Source organism: Weizmannia sp. FSL K6-0777 (assembly GCF_038593185.1).
Classification (GTDB): Bacteria; Bacillota; Bacilli; order Bacillales; family Bacillaceae_C; genus Weizmannia; species Weizmannia faecalis.
Genome location: NZ_CP151971.1, coordinates 2,288,192 through 2,305,103, shown reverse-complemented (window position 1 = coordinate 2,305,103; position 16,912 = coordinate 2,288,192). Strand labels below are relative to the sequence as shown.

Below are 16,912 nucleotides of genomic sequence, written 5' to 3'. Positions count from 1 at the left end.
CATCCCCTTTTTGCCGAAGTTTTAGTACATATACCGGTTTTTAAAGCGGATCCGGTCAAATTTTTCAATCGATTCCTGATCGACTCTTTTTCCGATCCGCACCATTAGGCAGTTTGCCGGATGTGAACAAATTTCGGGATCATCCGTTGCGAACCATTTCAAGCCACCTGCTGCCATCATTTTTTCCATCATCTTCCGGTATTCCCACACGTTCAGGCCGGTCCCTTTCATATCCCAGTGCCAGTAATATTCGGTTGTAATAATAATGTAATCTTCCATCGCGTCGTCCATCATGGAGACTTTCAGCAAATGCTTGCCGACAGCGCATCCCCGGTATTTCGGAATGACTTCGATCGCGCCAAGTTCGAGAAGATTATCCATATGGCCCTCTGACCAGCGTTCGAGCGGGTCCGGGAAAAGAAACGTGACATAGCCGACGACTGTATTGCCGCTGCGTGCCAGAATGATCCTTCCCTCCGGCAGGTCGGCAATTTCAATCAGGGCAGCATGCTGTTTCGGCGCGGGGCGGAAAGCTTTTAAGTCTTCATGGAATGCCATTTCCGCAAGCCTTTTCCCCGGAACCGGCCCTTCAATCACAAGTGGCCCTGCTTTTGTAGGCAATTCGATAGAGTAGTATGTTTTCTTATGTTCCATTTTTCCACCATCCCTTGAACAAATCAAAAGAAAAACGTATGATGAATGACCGTTCATTTCACAATTTCATCATCTCATGTTTACAGAACAAAAACAATATGGAAAGAGGGAAATTCCAGAATTGTTCACAATGGTGGCATTTGCGGAAAGAAGTTTTAAATTGTGAATAAAACAGTTTTCATATATAATAAATATGTGAATCTAAACAAAGGGGGACATTACATGCAACTGGAAGCGTTACCAACCGTACAAGGGGATTTCAATCTGAAAAACTATGAAGAAGCCCGCAAAACGTTCAGCTGGAAAGACGCCGAGAAAAATTTTTCATGGTATGAAACTGGGCGTGTCAATCTGGCGTATGAAGCCATTGACAAACACGCCGAAAGCTCCCGCAAAAATAAAGTAGCGCTCATGTATTTAAGTGATTCACGCAACGAGAAATATACTTACTATGAAATGAAAAGGCTGACAAACAAGGCGGCAAATGTTTTAAAAGAAAAAGCAGGCGTCAAAAAAGGTGACCGTGTTTTCATCTTTATGCCGCGCTCGCCGGAACTGTATTTTGCCATGCTTGGCGCCATCAAGCTCGGCGCCATTGTCGGTCCGCTGTTTGAAGCGTTTATGGAAGGGGCCGTAAAAGACCGCCTTGAAGACAGTGAAGCGAAAGTGCTTGTGACAACCCCTGACCTTGTCGGGCGCGTCCCGGCTGATCAACTTCCGGCATTGGAAACCATTTTTGTTGTCGGGGAAAATGTCAAAGAAGAAGGAAAGTACGCAGACTATCTGAAATATTTTAACGCAGCTTCCGATAAACTGGAAATCGAATGGGTTGACCGGGAAGACGGGCTGATCCTCCACTATACGTCCGGTTCGACCGGAAAGCCAAAAGGCGTCCTCCATGTCCACAATGCCATGATCCAGCATTACCAGACGGGAAAATGGGTGCTTGATTTAAAAGAAGACGATATTTACTGGTGCACAGCAGACCCGGGATGGGTAACGGGGACCTCTTACGGCGTGTTTGCGCCATGGTTAAACGGCGCAACAAACGTCGTTGTCGGCGGCCGCTTCAGCCCGGCAGCGTGGTACAATACGATTGAACGGTTCGGCGTCACTGTTTGGTACAGCGCCCCGACTTCGTTCCGGATGCTGATGGGGGCCGGCAATGAAATCATTAACCAATATGACCTCTCGACTTTGCGCCATATTTTAAGTGTCGGTGAACCGCTGAATCCGGAAGTTATCCGCTGGGGCAATGAAGTATTCGGACTCCGCATCCATGATACATGGTGGATGACGGAAACCGGCGCACAACTGATCTGCAACTATCCTTGCATGGATATCAAACCGGGATCGATGGGAAAACCGCTTCCTGGCATTGAAGCGGCCATTGTTGATGACCAGGGAAACCCGCTTCCGCCGAACCGGATGGGCAATCTCGCCATTAAAAAAGGCTGGCCTTCCATGATGCGCGCCATCTGGAACAACCCGCAAAAATATGAATCTTACTTTTTCCCGAACGGCTGGTACGTTTCCGGTGACTCGGCTTATATGGATGAAGATGGCTATTTCTGGTTCCAGGGCCGCGTGGACGATGTTATCATGACGTCCGGTGAGCGGGTCGGGCCGTTTGAAGTGGAAAGCAAACTGATCGAACATCCGGCCGTTGCGGAAGCCGGTGTCATCGGCAAGCCGGATCCGGTCCGCGGTGAAATCATTAAAGCCTTTATCGCTTTAAGGGACGGATACGAACCGTCAGATGAGCTGAAGGAAGAGATCCGTCAATTTGTGAAAAAAGGGCTGGCCGCCCATGCCGCGCCGCGGGAAATCGAGTTTTGCGAAAAACTGCCGAAAACCCGGAGCGGGAAAATCATGCGCCGCGTCCTGAAAGCCTGGGAACTGGATCTGCCGGCCGGGGACCTTTCGACAATGGAAGATTGATAAAAAGAGCACCCCTGAAAACCGGAGATCCGGTTTTCAGGGGTACCCCTTTATTCCATAAAATCGACATTTAATCCCCTAAATTGGAAAAACTTGCTTTCATCCGGAAATAGCCGAAAGTTGGCAGTCTTGCCTGTCCGGAGTTTGACGAGTATAATATCCTCGTATTTATTATGCTGGAGAAAAGAAAAAGACATCACCCGCGATATATGATCCATGGCTCGGAGGACATCGGAGGACATGTTGAAAACACGCCTTATGCCAAAAGAAGTATTTCGCCTGACAATGGGGGAATGAACATTGACCAATTTATTAAGTGATAAGAATCTCAAGCAACTGAAATCGATGGCACATGCTACACAAAAAGTACCAAAAGGAACTTTTGTTTTTCGGGAAGGGCAAGCTGGAGAAAACTTTTTTCTCGTTCTATCCGGCAAATTTGAGATTAGTAAATTGACGGGGGATGGGAAAGAGCTATGCTTGCGCCTCTGTGGGGAAAATGCAGTAATTGGAGAATTAATGGTCTTTTCGAATAATGGGAAATACCTCTTTAACGGCCGTGCATTGGAAGACAGTGAGGTTCTCGTAATCAAAAATAAGGTAATCGAACAAGAACTGCTTGTAAATGCTGATTTCGCATTCGAGTTTTTGAAAATGATGACGGATCATTTCCGTAAACAGCATACGAAATTCCGTGATCTTGTATTGTATGGAAAAAAAGGTGCGTTATACTCTACATTAATTCGGATTTCAAATAGCTACGGTGTAAAAGTTGATGGCGGGATTTTGTTGGACGCGCCGATCACCCATCAAGAATTGGCGAATTTTAGCTCAACATCCCGTGAAAGTGTTACAAGGGAATTGAATGATTTAAAGAGTAAAGGCGTCATTTCTTTTAAAGGGAGAAAAATTATTATTCACAGTTTGGATTACTTAAAATCAAAAATCAATTGTGAAGGTTGTCCAGCATCATACTGTGTCGTTGATTAGCATTTTTCAGCGGGAAAGAAACGGTTAAGGATATTCTTAATGGTTTCTTTCCCGCTTTTATTATGATCGTTGTCTGGCATCGTGATGTAAACCACTTCTTCTTCCTGATGGTCTTTTACAATATTTATGAGGAAGATATCCTTTTCCCAATGGCAGAACAATGATGATCAGCAAGCGAAAAAGAGGAATTGTATGTGTCAAGTTTTTCTCGACAAGGTTTAAATATCGGGTATTCCAAGACACTCTTTTTGTACACTTTCGGCTACCGTGCTTTACTTGCTCGGTGTAATTTTCGGAAAAGATGTAATATTTCCGTATAAAGATGGATAACGGGGATGTTGAGGCGCGCGAAATTCACTCGCTTTCCGCGGGCGGCCGGCGAGCCTCCTCGCTCGTACCTCGCTGCGGGGTCTCTCCTGGCTCGCTTTTCCCGCAGGAGTCTCGTAAATTTCGCGCGCCTCAACGATCAGTCCCCACTGAGCCAGGCTTAAAACGAAAGCTCTAATATTTTGCTTAAATGTCCCATTGCCGATGAACTGCTTGAATGCAGGGCAACTGATCCGTGCTTTACGCCCACTGACGGGCGTACAGGCTGCTTGAGTAGTTGAGACATCCTGATGGATTGTTTCAAGTTCCGTTGCTTTCTCTCGCTTCTTGAACGGTGTTTCAGATAGGCTTCTCTCAATGTCCCATTGAGTATGCCTTGTTTGATTTTCACCATGGCTTCTGCGCCAAGTTCACTCCAATGCATGCCCCTTTTTTTCATCCTGAAGGAGATATGCCTTTGATTCGATTCCATCGCTCCTAGGCCTCTCGCACCTTCCGGCACGTTTTTCACCCTGTCTCTCCAGTCAAAAATGCGGTCCCAGTTTTTCAAGATATACGAACGGAATTCCTTGATTTTCTTGAGGGCCTTTTTATCCGTCAAGGTGCTTTCGTGCGTATCCAAATATAACGTGAATTGGTCCAGGTCATGCGTTCTAATCGCTTTTCTAATTTGCTCCTTGATCTCGCTCTTTCCGCCCCCAAATGTCCTTATGATGGCTTGTGCAACGTGGTAGGTATCCAGCTGGTTGAGCACCGGAAATTCCGACTGTGAGAATGCTGTTTGAAACCGTTCAGCTGTGTACCCAGCACCTCCATCACTGTTTGTAATGACATGCGCTTTTTCGAGGGAATAGGTGTTGGCAGCTGTGGCTTGGACTTCATCCCAAAATGTCTGAATGTCTTCCGTCGTCATGATGACTGTGGGCTGACGCAGGGAGACCCTTTTACCATTGGTTTCCCATCCCTCATAGAGAATGGCGTGGTGGACTTCCATACTCTGTTTCTTTTTTAGTCCCCGAACGAATACACCATCTGCTTCAGAAAACAGGTAGTCTACCTTCTTCCCCTCAGGCAGGGAAACAGCTATTTCTAGCTCTTCTACAAGTGCCTTATCGGCTTCCGCCTGAGTTTTCCCTACGTGTTTTACCATGTTCCCTACAGTTGTGTGACTAAGACTCACTGCTGTCCACTCTTTTAAAATATCAGCTACTTCCCGATAGGTGTTCTCACTTGCCAACTCTGCCACCTTTAATTCCACTAACGGGCTGTATCGTTGGTGTGGTACCAGCCCTAACCATTCATCCAGAGGATAATGGGAATTTCCTCTCTTGTCATGCATTAATGAGCGTTTAAAGGTCACACTTCCAAATAGAAACTGAATGTTTCTGTTATCACTCCGGCAGTACACCCAGCCCTCCTCTAACTTCTCCTGTTTAATTGTTTTATCTAACTCTTCAAATATTTCCCCAACCCATTGTGTAAAAGCCTTCTGCATCAGAAGTTTAAGCTGTTCTTCAAATTCGATAAGACTCTTTGTATCCTTTAATAATCCAGCAATTATTGATATAATATCCATGGGAAGACCTCTCTCTCTAGATGTTCATCTTGAAGTGTACAATTAGATGATAGAGCGTCTTCCCATTTTTTTCCACTCATATGCCCCGTCGAGTAAAATTTTACACATACAGAGGAATTAGAATACGATAAGTATAACCCCTTCGAACTTCCGGAGGGCTTTTTTTGCAAACTGAAGATGAAATGCCGGAAGAACAGTCAAAAATACTGAAGCAACAGACTGATAAGTATGTAATCTTTACAAATATGTGAATAACATGAGAGATGTGACGTACTGCACATTTCTTATGTTCATTTCCCGCTATATTGAACATATCAAAGGAACTGAATTAGGAGTGAGCGATGTGAAGAAAAGGTCACCACTTTTCAAACGCTTTAAATATAGTAAACCAATTGAAAAACATGCAGATGGACATAGTCAAGTCACCTATGGGGACAGAGAGTGGGAAAATGCATACCGCAGAAGATGGCAGCACGATAAAGTAATTCGTTCAACACATGGGGTGAATTGCACAGGATCTTGCAGCTGGAACATCTTTGTAAAAGATGGCATTGTGACGTGGGAAGGGCAGCAAACCGATTATCCATCAACAGGACCGGATATGCCTGACTTTGAACCGCGGGGCTGTCCTCGTGGCGCCAGCTTTTCATGGTATATATACAGTCCGCTACGTGTGAAATATCCATATGTCCGCGGCATTTTATTAACGATGTGGCGTGAAGCATTGGCAGAGCATGATAATCCGCTTGATGCCTGGAAAAGTATCGTTGAAAATCCTGAAAAGGCGAAACGCTATAAACAAGCTCGCGGTAAAGGTGGATTTGTAAGAGCGGATTGGGATGAAGTGTTGAAGCTTATTTCTACTTCACTGCTTTATACAACTTTAAAATATGGACCGGATCGCAATATTGGTTTTTCACCAATTCCAGCGATGTCGATGGTAAGTTACGCAGGTGGTTCACGGTTCATGCAATTGATGGGGGCACCAATGTTAAGCTTTTACGATTGGTATGCTGACTTACCTCCTGCATCTCCACAAATTTGGGGTGATCAAACAGACGTACCTGAAAGCAGTGATTGGTACAATGCTGGTTATATCATCACATGGGGATCAAATGTGCCGTTAACGCGAACACCTGATGCCCACTTCTTAGCGGAAGTGCGTTATAAAGGAACGAAGGTTATTTCGGTCAGTCCCGATTATGCTGAATCAACAAAATTTGCGGATGACTGGATGAGCGTGAAACAAGGGACAGACGGTGCTCTTGCGATGGCAATGGGACATGTCATTTTAAAAGAATACTATGTTGATCAGCAAGTACCTCATTTCCATAACTATGCAAAACAATATACAGATTTTCCATTTCTCGTCACTTTGAAAAAGCAAGAGAATGGTCACTATGTTGCCGATCGTTTTTTAAATGCAAGCGATATTGGCAGAAAAGGCGAAAATGGCGAATGGAAACCGGTGCTTTGGAATGAGCTTACTAATGATTTCGCCAACCCGAACGGTACGATGGGATCAAGATGGGATGGCAAAGGAAAATGGAATTTAAACATGAATGATGAAGAAACAGAAGAAGCGATTGACCCAAGATTATCTCTTTTAGGAATGGAAGACCAGATTACAAATATCCAAATTCCGTATTTTTCAGAGGAAGGAAATAAAGTGCTTGAGCGTGCGGTTCCCGTTAAAAAAGTGCAAACGGAAGAAGAAGAACTGTATGTGACAACCGTGTATGATCTCGTCCTTGCCAACTACGGGGTAGATCGCGGAATTGGCGGAGATGTTGCAAAAGATTACGAAGAAGACATTCCTTTCACACCGGGATGGCAAGAAAAAGTGACAGGGGTTAAACGTGAGTTAGCAATCAAAATTGCCCGTGAGTTTGCGCAAAATGCAATCGATACGAATGGACGGTCAATGATTATCGTTGGCGCAGGTATTAATCACTGGTTTAACTCTGATACGATTTATCGCGCTGTTTTAAATCTTGTCTTGTTTGTAGGTGCACAAGGTGTAAATGGCGGAGGATGGGCACATTATGTCGGCCAGGAAAAATTGCGTCCTGTCGAAGGCTGGCAAGCAATCATGTCTGCGCGTGACTGGCAAATGCCGCCAAAATTGCAAAACGGTACATCATTCTTCTATTTTGCTACAGATCAATGGCGTTATGAGGATACACCTGTTGGCGACCTTGCTTCTCCAACTGTTGATAAGGCAAGATACCAACATTTTGCTGACTATAATGTTCTGGCAGCAAGATTAGGCTGGCTGCCATCTTATCCAACTTTCGAAAAAAACGGCATCGATTTATACAAAGAAGCCGTCCAGCAAGGGGCTAAGACGCAAGAAGAAATCGGCCAATATGTCGCACAGCAATTGAAAGAAAAGAAATTGCGTTTTTCAATAGAAGATCCTGACAATGAGAACAACTTCCCAAGAAATATGATTGTTTGGCGTGCCAATCTCATCTCGAGCTCAGGAAAAGGGCATGAATATTTCTTGAAATATTTGCTTGGTACGACAAACGGTTTAATGAATGAAGATGATGAAAGCTTACGTCCAGAGGAAATTGAATGGCGTGAAGATGCACCAGAAGGAAAATTAGATTTACTTATTAACTTAGATTTCCGGATGGCAGGAACTGCTTTATATTCTGATATCGTATTGCCAGCTGCAACATGGTATGAAAAACATGATTTAAGCAGCACAGATATGCATCCATTTGTCCATCCGTTTAATCCAGCAATTGCTGAGCCATGGGAAGCCCGCTCTGACTGGGATATCTTTACTTCTTTAGCTGAGGCAGTATCTAAACTGGCAACAGAGTTAAATATGGACCCGATTAAAGAAGTTGTCGCAACGCCAATTCAGCACGATACAGCCGGGGAAATGTCACAGCCGCTTGGCCGGGTTAAAGATTGGAGCAAAGGCGAAGGAGAACCAATCCCAGGAAAAACGATGCCGCAAATTCATGTTGTAGAACGTGATTTTACAAAGATTTATGAAAAAATGACGGCATTAGGGCCAAATGTAATCAAAAAGCCGTACGGAACAAAAGGTATTTCATGGTCAGTGGAAGAGGAATACGAAAAACTGAAAAAAACATTAGGAACGGTAAAAGGCACAACGATTGCAGAAGGCTGTCCGGATATTAGCACAGCAAAAAAAGCGGCGGAAGCAATTTTAACGCTTTCCTCTACGACGAATGGCCATGTTGCGGTCAAAGCTTGGGAATCACTTGAGAAAACAACGAGCCTCAGTTTAAAAGATTTAGCGAGTGAACGGGAGGAAGAATGCTTTACATTTGAACAAATTACAGCTCAGCCAAGAACGGTTATTACGTCTCCGGCATTTAGCGGTTCTGAAAAAGGCGGGCGGCGATATTCACCATTCACGACGAATGTGGAGCGTCTTATTCCATGGCGGACATTAACAGGCCGGCAATCATATTATCTCGATCATGAAATAATGCAGGAATTTGGTGAAGCAATGGCAACATTCAAGCCGATTCTTCAGCATAAACCGTTTAACAGTAAGCGCCCGGGAATCGAAGGAAAAGAAATTACTTTAAATTATTTAACACCGCATAACAAATGGTCGATTCACAGTATGTATTTTGATTCTCAGCCGATGCTGACCCTTTTCCGGGGCGGGCCAACGATCTGGCTGAACAAAGATGATGCTGCAGAAGCAGACTTGAAAGATAATGATTGGATTGAATGTTTTAATCACAACGGTGTCGTTGTAGCCCGGGCTGTCATCTCCCACCGGATTCCACGTGGGATGGCATTTATGCACCATGCACAGGACAGGCATATTAACGTACCTGGAACGAAGTTAACAAATAATCGCGGTGGTACACATAACAGTCCTACCAGAATTCATGTGAAGCCGACGCACATGATCGGCGGTTACGCACAATTAAGCTATGGATTTAACTATTACGGGCCGACGGGAAATCAGCGTGATTTGAATGTCATTATCCGGAAGTTGAAGGAGGTTGATTGGCTTGAAGATTAAAGCACAAGTCGGAATGGTAATGAATTTGGATAAATGCATCGGCTGCCATACTTGCAGTGTGACATGTAAAAATACTTGGACGAACCGTGCAGGTGCAGAGTATATGTATTTTAATAATGTCGAAACAAAACCGGGGATCGGCTATCCGAAACGATGGGAAGATCAAGAAAAATACCGCGGAGGCTGGGAGCTGAAAAATGGTGAACTGCGCTTAAAATCGGGATCAAAAGCAAACAGGCTAAAAAACATTTTCTATAATCCGGATTTACCAACGATTGATGACTATTATGAACCCTGGAATTATGATTATGAAACATTAACAAATAGTCCTGAGAAAAAACATCAGCCTGTTGCGCGCCCGAAATCAGCGATTACTGGCGACTTCATGGAATTAAAATGGGGACCAAACTGGGAAGATGATTTAGCAGGTGCACCGGAAACAGCATTAAAAGATCCGAACATTGAAAAGATGGAAAACGATGTAAAAGCGGAATTTGAAGATGTGTTTATGATGTATTTGCCACGTATTTGTGAACATTGCATGAATCCATCGTGTGTATCGGCATGTCCTTCGGGGGCAATGTATAAACGCGATGAAGACGGAATCGTCCTTGTTGACCAAAACACATGCCGGGCATGGCGCTTCTGCGTATCAAGCTGTCCTTATAAAAAGGTGTATTTTAACTGGAAAACGAGCAAAGCGGAAAAATGTACGCTCTGCTTCCCAAGAATTGAGGCAGGATTGCCAACAATTTGTTCGGAAACATGTGTAGGCCGTATTCGCTACTTAGGCGTCATGCTGTATGATGCTGACAAAGTGGAAGAAGCTGCAAGTGTTACAGATGAAAAGGATTTATATGAATCACAACTATCTGTTTTCTTAGACCCGAACGATCCAGAAGTGATAAAACAGGCAAAAGAAGACGGAATTCCAGAACAATGGATCAAAGCGGCACAACAATCGCCTATTTATAAAATGATTATCGACTGGAAAATTGCGCTCCCATTACATCCAGAATATCGGACATTGCCAATGGTTTGGTATATTCCGCCATTAAGTCCAATTACAAATATGATCGAAGGAAAAGGAAGCAATGCAATCGAATCTGATATTTTCCCGGCAATCGATCAAATGCGCATTCCGATTGAATATTTAGCTAATTTATTAACAGCTGGTGATCAACAAATCATTCGTACGGTACTGAAAAAAATGGCTGCAATGCGAATTTATATGAGAGCAGAGCAAACGAACCAAACTCCGGATGCTGATATGGTAGAAGCATTAGGATTAACGACAACAGATATTCAAGATATGTATCGCCTCTTGGCCATTGCCAAATATCAAGATCGTTTTGTTATTCCGCCGTCTCATCGTGAACAAGTGGCAGATTTATATTCAGAACAAGGTGCGTGCGGCTTATCATTCGCTGGCGGACCAGGAGCATGCGGTGTCATTTCTTAATAAGGGGCTGTGAAGTATGGAGTATCAAGAAGCACAAAATGTACTCGAAATCTTATCTTACTTACTCTCTTATCCAGATCGGGAATGGCAGGAAGGATTGAACGAGTGTTTGAACATTTTGGATGATTTGCAAGACGAACAGATTGCTCAGGGTTTAAAACAGTTTATTGAAAAAGTGCAAACTCAAGATAAAGATAGATTCATTGAATCATATGTATACACCTTTGATTTTGGAAAGAAAACAAATATGTATTTGACCTATATGGTTACAGGTGAACAACGCGAACGAGGCATGGAACTATTAGATTTAAAACAAATTTACCAATCAGCTGGATTTGCTGTTACAGATAAGGAGCTGCCGGATTACTTGCCGCTGATGCTCGAAATTGCTGCACAAGCCAAAGAACAGTACACAGTCCAACTTTTGCATAGATACACAGACAAAATTGCTGAAATTCATCAGCAGCTGCAAACGATGGAAAGTGAATATGCGATTGTGTTCACCATCCTTTTGCAAGTCATTCATGAACTTACAAATGATCACATCGTTGAAGGGATCGGGTAACAATGGTGAATCAATTCCTTTGGGGGTATCTCCCATACATCGTTTTAACGATTTTTATTGGCGGACATATTTTTCGCTATCAATATGATCAATTCGGATGGACGAGCAAATCGAGCGAGTTTCTAGAGAAAAAAAGATTACGGATCGGGAGTTTAATGTTTCACTGGGGATTTCTGTTTGTTGCCGGCGGACACGTCATGGGCATTCTCATTCCAAAAACTGTCTATGACACATTCGGAATCACAGAGGAATTTTATCATAAGATCGCTATTGGTTTTGGCGTTCCAGCGGGAATCGTTTCGATAACCGGTCTTTTCATATTGCTATATCGGCGCATTAGTGTAAAACGAATTTTAAAAACAAGCACGAAATCAGATATTCTCGTTCTCGTCTTTTTAGCGATTATTATGTTGAGCGGTCTGTCCTCTACATTTTTGAATATCGATCCGAAAGGCTTTGATTACCGGGCAACGATCGGACCATGGTTTCGCAGCATTTTTCTTTTTAGGGCTGATCCAGCGTACATGAGCGGCGTGCCAATTTGGTTTAAAATTCATATTATCGCAGCGTTTGGCATTTTCGCTGTATGGCCTTTTACACGTCTCGTTCACGTATTCAGCTTGCCGTTGCGCTATCTTAGCAGAAGCTATGTCGTTTATCGTAAAAGAATGCCTAATGAAGAAAAGAAACATCAAAGCTTTTAAAGCCACATAATAGATATAGGAGGCTGGGACAAAAGCGCAAAGGCGGTTAACTGAAGACGAATATTGCACATATCCGCTCTGGAAATACCCGTAGACGCCTGCGGAAGGATATGGATCGATGAGACCCCGCATTGCGGTATGAACATGGGGAAGCTCACCATCGTCCCGCGGAAAGCAAAAGATACTTTCGGAGCGGAGGTTGGGTACAATATTCGGTTTCTTTATTTCCTATCCTTTTGTTCCAGCCTCATTCTTATCGAATATGGCGGCAGCGGAAAGGAGTATCATGATGGCCGCATCGAAAAAAATATTATTGCCGAAGCAGCATGGGGCATGGGCAATGCTGCTTATTCCTTTTTTGTTAGGCGCCAGCAGAGGAGGTTTTTCCTGGCTTCAAATTCCGTGTTTCATTGGCTGGCTGCTCTTATACTTATCGACATACCCGTTGTTAATGGCACTGAAAATAAAGAAAAACAAGGTATATATATCATGGTTTTACCGCTATTTTTCAGGTGCAATCGTGCTGCTTTGTATTCCGCTTTTTTTCCATATTGAATTGATTTATTTTGGGCTTGCTATGATTCCGTTCTTTTTCATTAATGTATATTTTGCCAAAAAGAAAAAGGACCGCGCCTTTATGAATGATGTTGCAGCGATCGCAGTGTTTTGTATAGGCGGGCTTGTAAGCTTTTATTTAGGCAAAGGGGAATTGACGATTACAGCCTTTAAGCTTTATACTTCTTGCCTGCTCTTTTTTATTGGAAGTACATTTTATGTAAAAACGATGATAAGAGAGAAAAAGAATATTCGTTTCAAATGGTATTCATGGGGATACCATGTTGTTCTCATCATCTTCCTTATATTCTCGGGATATGCTATCTTGACACTTGCCTATATACCCAGCGTTATCCGGGCATTCTTTTTATATGGGCATTCTTTGCCGATTAAAACAATTGGTGTATTAGAGATCATCAATGCAGTCTATTTCTTTATCGCCATGCTCGCTCTGTACAGCGCCATCTAACTTATTACAAATATGTGAAACTGCATGAAAATGTGATAAATGGTACAAAAAAATATTCATTGTTCTCTTATTATGTAAATAACAAAGCCCGGGCTTGTTATTAACCATTTCTGGAGGAATGATCATGAACAAGCAACATGCCCTTTTACCAATTACGACACTGGCAATGACGTTTTCATTTGCAGTCTGGGGCGTATTTTCGCCGTTAGCGAGTACGTTTCAGCAAATGTACGGCTTATCCTCGGTGCAGAAAAGTATATTAGTAGCAATACCTGTATTGCTTGGATCGGTCATGCGGATTCCGCTCGGTATATTCACTGACCGCTACGGAGGGAAAAAAGTATTTTCACTGCTATTGCTGTTTATTATTTTCCCATTGTTGGGCGCAGGGTTCGCTCATTCATATGAGTCATTATTAATTTGGGCCTTTTTTATCGGGATGGCCGGAACTTCTTTTGCCGTATCTGTCACCTTTGTTTCAAAATTAACACCTGCTGAGAAGCAAGGTGCAGCACTAGGGATTAATGCAGTCGGAAATATCGGAACTGCGATCGCAAGTTTTTCGGTTCCCACAATCGCAGCAAGCTTTGGCGTCAAGTGGGCATTTTGGGGCCTCATTATACCAGTCGTGATTATGCTTATTCTTGTTTGGTTCGGTACACCGGCTACAGATGTCGTTAAACAAAATGAAAAGAAATCAATGCTCAGTTCTTTATCAATATTAAAATATAAACATACGTGGACATTATCTTTACTCTATTTTGTTACATTCGGTTCATTCGTAGCATTTGGAATGTATTTGCCAACATTGCTCGTCGATCTATTTCATTTAAGCCCTGTTGATGCAGGATTAAGAGCAGCTGGCTTTACAGTTGTTGCAACGATTCTAAGGCCAATTGGGGGAAGCCTTTCCGATAAAATAGGGGCACCAAAAATATTGACGGTTGTTTTTATCGGTATGGTTGCCGGCGCACTTGTCATTGCATTTGGAATGAACAACATTATGGTCATGACGATTGCATGCATATTCGTTTCGATCATGTCCGGATTAGGAAATGGAGCAGTGTTTAAATTAGTTCCGCAAATCTATCCGAATGAAACAGGAGCTGTTACGGGCATTGTTGGTGCCTGGGGTGGCTTAGGCGGATTTTTTCCGCCGATATTAATGGGGATTTTTAAACAAGCAACAGGCTCTTACTTGATTGGCTTCGTTCTTCTTAGTGGATTAGCAGCAATCTGTCTTATCCTTAATCAAGTTGTGTTTCGAAAAAATGCATGATTGACTTTTATTCCGAACGGAAAAATTGAGAAAGAAAAAATATTCGGCTATCATAAAAACATATCCTTTTATAAAAGTGTAAGGTTGGTGTTTGATATGAAAAGGTTCGGTATGGTATTGCTTTGCCTTTTCCTGCTTGCGGGCTGTTCCGCACAAGGGAGTGCATCCGGCTCAGCCAAGAAGCAATCGAAACAAACAGAAATCAATGTGGCGGCAGCTTCAGATTTGACAAAATCTTTCCGGCAAATCAGCAAACAGTTTGAAAAACAGACCGGCATCAAGGTGAAACTTGTTTTTGCCGCATCCGGCGAGCTGGAGCAGCAAATTGAAAACGGCGCGCCGTATGATGTGTTTGCGGCGGCGAACGCGGATTACGTCAACCAGCTGGCGGATAAAAACATGCTCGTTCCTGGCACAAAAACCGTCTACGCATACGGGAAAATCGGGATTGCCGCCAAACAGGGCAGCCATCTTTCCATCCGCAGCCTTAAAGATTTAACCCGCCCTGAGGTGAAAAAAATTGCCATTGCCAACCCGGAAACAGCGCCATACGGATTGGCGGCAAAACAAGCGCTTCAAAAAGCGGGGATTTGGGATGAAGTGAAATCAAAATTGGTTTACGCCAAAAATATTTCAGATACCCTCACATACGTAAAATCGGGAAATACAGAAGCCGGCATCGTTTCTCTTTCTCTTGCGCAAGGTGAAAAGCTGGCTATTGCCAGCATTTCAAGCAGCCTGTACAATCCGCTGAAACAGACGGCAGCGGTTGTGAAAAGCTCGAAAAAGCAGGAAATCGCGAAGAAATTTGTGCATTATTTAGCCGGCAGGGAAGCGCAAAATACGATGAAAAAATACGGCTATGCAGTGTCTGCGAGGCAGTAGCAAGTGGGGCAGATCGATTTATTTCCCATCTATCTGTCTTTTAAAGTGGCATTGCTTTCAACCGTTTTTTCCCTTATCCCCGGACTGTTGGCAGCCTATCTTTTAAGCCGGTCGGAGGGAAAAGCGACGGATGTGGCAGACGCTTTGCTGACGCTTCCGATTGTACTGCCGCCGACCGTGCTCGGCTACTATCTACTCGTCATTCTCGGAAGGCAAAGTGTGCTCGGCCGGTTTCTTGAACAACAATTCGGCGTGACGATTGTGTTTACGCAGACAGGAGCGGTCATTGCGGCAATGTGCGTCTCCATTCCATTTTTCATCCAGTCGGCGCGCACGGCTTTTGCCGGTATTGATGAATCGCTCCTTCATGCTGCACGCCTTTTGGGGCGAACGGAATGGAATATCTTTTTTTCCGTCATGATCCCTTTGTCGTGGCGGGGGCTCACAAGTGGCGTCATGCTCGCATTTGCGCGCGCCCTTGGCGATTTCGGGGCAACATTAATGGTGGCCGGCAGCATTCCGGGAAAAACAGAAACGATGTCCATTGCCATTTACAATTGCCTGATGAACGGGGACGAACGGACGGCAGGGCTCCTCGTTGCGATCATGACGTTTTTATCGCTGGCCGTCCTGTACGGCATTAAGCGGATGGAAAAAAAGATGGGAAGGGGTGGCAGCAGGCATGCTCCGCGTAAACATCAAAAAAACATTTCCGGAATTTGAGCTGGATACCGCGTTTGAAGCGGGCCCCGGCGTCACCGGCATTTTAGGACCGTCCGGAAGCGGCAAAAGCCTGACGCTGGAGTGCATTGCCGGGATCGACAAGCCCGATGAAGGAAAGATTGAACTAAACGGCCGGATATTATTTGATAAAGAAAAGCATATGGATATCAAGACGCGGCACCGCCATACGGGCTATATGTTCCAGCATTACGCCCTATTTCCGCATTTAACGGTAAAACAAAATCTTGCATTTGGTTTAAAGGGGCGGCCAAAAAAGGAAATAGAAGAGAAGACGGCTGCTTTTTTGAAAAAAATCAAAATGGAAGGTTTTGAAAACCGCTACCCTGCTGAACTGTCCGGTGGGCAAAAGCAGCGGGTGGCACTTGCGAGGACGCTTATCACCGAGCCCTCCTGCCTGCTTTTGGATGAACCTTTTTCCGCATTGGACCCGGACACGAAGGAACTTGTGATGGAAGAATTTTTATCGTTTCTTCACGATCATTTTCACGGGGTCGTTTTACTGGTTACCCACAATATGGAAGAGGCTGATCTGCTTTGTGACAATGTCATTTTGTACAGAAATGGGAAAGTATTACAGCAGGGCCCGAAAAAAGAGGTGCTGAAACACGCCGTCGCCCGGCAAGATGCCCGGAACCCTGCAGCTATCAGAACATGAAAGCCGGGGATCGAAGAAAGAGGTGTGCCACCCGGCAGATGCCCGGGTTCATGACGTATGACAAACCATGAACAGTGCG

The 16,912-nt window shown here is 44.0% G+C and carries 13 protein-coding genes; 11 read left to right on the top strand and 2 right to left on the bottom strand.

Features of this window, described 5'->3' with window-relative positions:
• Nucleotides 1-21: 21 nt before the first annotated feature.
• The gene (locus NST70_RS11010; RefSeq protein ID WP_017550269.1) at nucleotides 22-654 is read right to left on the bottom strand and encodes a GNAT family N-acetyltransferase; all 633 of its coding nucleotides are present in this window, start codon (nucleotides 652-654) and stop codon (nucleotides 22-24) included.
• Nucleotides 655-876: 222 nt separating this feature from the next.
• Between NST70_RS11010 and acsA the strand changes: the two genes are divergently transcribed.
• Nucleotides 877-2,595, top strand: a complete 1,719-nt coding sequence (gene acsA, locus NST70_RS11005) for an acetate--CoA ligase (protein ID WP_035189033.1) — start codon at nucleotides 877-879, stop codon at nucleotides 2,593-2,595.
• Between the two features lie 300 nt (nucleotides 2,596-2,895).
• On the top strand, nucleotides 2,896-3,585 hold the full coding sequence (locus NST70_RS11000) for a Crp/Fnr family transcriptional regulator (protein ID WP_081106220.1): 690 nt from the start codon (nucleotides 2,896-2,898) through the stop codon (nucleotides 3,583-3,585).
• Nucleotides 3,586-4,072: 487 nt separating this feature from the next.
• Here NST70_RS11000 and NST70_RS10995 read toward each other — a convergent pair whose 3' ends face one another.
• Nucleotides 4,073-5,488, bottom strand: a complete 1,416-nt coding sequence (locus tag NST70_RS10995; protein WP_100183691.1) for an ISLre2-like element ISBco6 family transposase — start codon at nucleotides 5,486-5,488, stop codon at nucleotides 4,073-4,075.
• 286 nt (nucleotides 5,489-5,774) lie between these two features.
• Between NST70_RS10995 and NST70_RS10990 the strand changes: the two genes are divergently transcribed.
• From NST70_RS10990 to NST70_RS10950, 9 genes are all read left to right on the top strand, one after another.
• Nucleotides 5,775-9,515: a nitrate reductase subunit alpha gene (locus NST70_RS10990; RefSeq protein WP_342476212.1), complete on the top strand. Its 3,741-nt coding sequence runs from the start codon at nucleotides 5,775-5,777 to the stop codon at nucleotides 9,513-9,515.
• Nucleotides 9,505-10,977 carry a nitrate reductase subunit beta gene (gene narH, locus NST70_RS10985; protein ID WP_061577129.1) on the top strand — a complete coding sequence of 491 codons (1,473 nt, stop codon included), beginning with the start codon at nucleotides 9,505-9,507 and terminating at the stop codon, nucleotides 10,975-10,977. The genes NST70_RS10990 and narH overlap by 11 nt, the downstream gene beginning before the upstream one ends.
• Before the next feature lie 16 nt (nucleotides 10,978-10,993).
• Complete coding sequence (narJ, locus tag NST70_RS10980; protein WP_061577128.1) at nucleotides 10,994-11,542, top strand: nitrate reductase molybdenum cofactor assembly chaperone; 549 nt, start codon at nucleotides 10,994-10,996, stop codon at nucleotides 11,540-11,542.
• 2 nt (nucleotides 11,543-11,544) lie between these two features.
• A complete protein-coding gene (gene narI, locus NST70_RS10975) occupies nucleotides 11,545-12,246 on the top strand; it encodes a respiratory nitrate reductase subunit gamma (protein ID WP_061577127.1) in 702 nt (233 codons plus the stop codon).
• 289 nt (nucleotides 12,247-12,535) lie between these two features.
• Nucleotides 12,536-13,270 carry a YwiC-like family protein gene (locus NST70_RS10970; protein ID WP_061577126.1) on the top strand — a complete coding sequence of 245 codons (735 nt, stop codon included), beginning with the start codon at nucleotides 12,536-12,538 and terminating at the stop codon, nucleotides 13,268-13,270.
• Between the two features lie 124 nt (nucleotides 13,271-13,394).
• Entirely contained in the window at nucleotides 13,395-14,549 is a 1,155-nt protein-coding gene (locus NST70_RS10965; protein ID WP_061577125.1) for a nitrate/nitrite transporter, read from the top strand.
• 96 nt (nucleotides 14,550-14,645) lie between these two features.
• A complete protein-coding gene (gene modA, locus NST70_RS10960; protein ID WP_179234523.1) occupies nucleotides 14,646-15,434 on the top strand; it encodes a molybdate ABC transporter substrate-binding protein in 789 nt (262 codons plus the stop codon).
• Between the two features lie 3 nt (nucleotides 15,435-15,437).
• A complete protein-coding gene (gene modB, locus NST70_RS10955; RefSeq protein WP_035189037.1) occupies nucleotides 15,438-16,157 on the top strand; it encodes a molybdate ABC transporter permease subunit in 720 nt (239 codons plus the stop codon).
• Nucleotides 16,105-16,833: an ATP-binding cassette domain-containing protein gene (locus NST70_RS10950; RefSeq protein ID WP_235801678.1), complete on the top strand. Its 729-nt coding sequence runs from the start codon at nucleotides 16,105-16,107 to the stop codon at nucleotides 16,831-16,833. The genes modB and NST70_RS10950 overlap by 53 nt, the downstream gene beginning before the upstream one ends.
• Nucleotides 16,834-16,912: the final 79 nt, after the last annotated feature.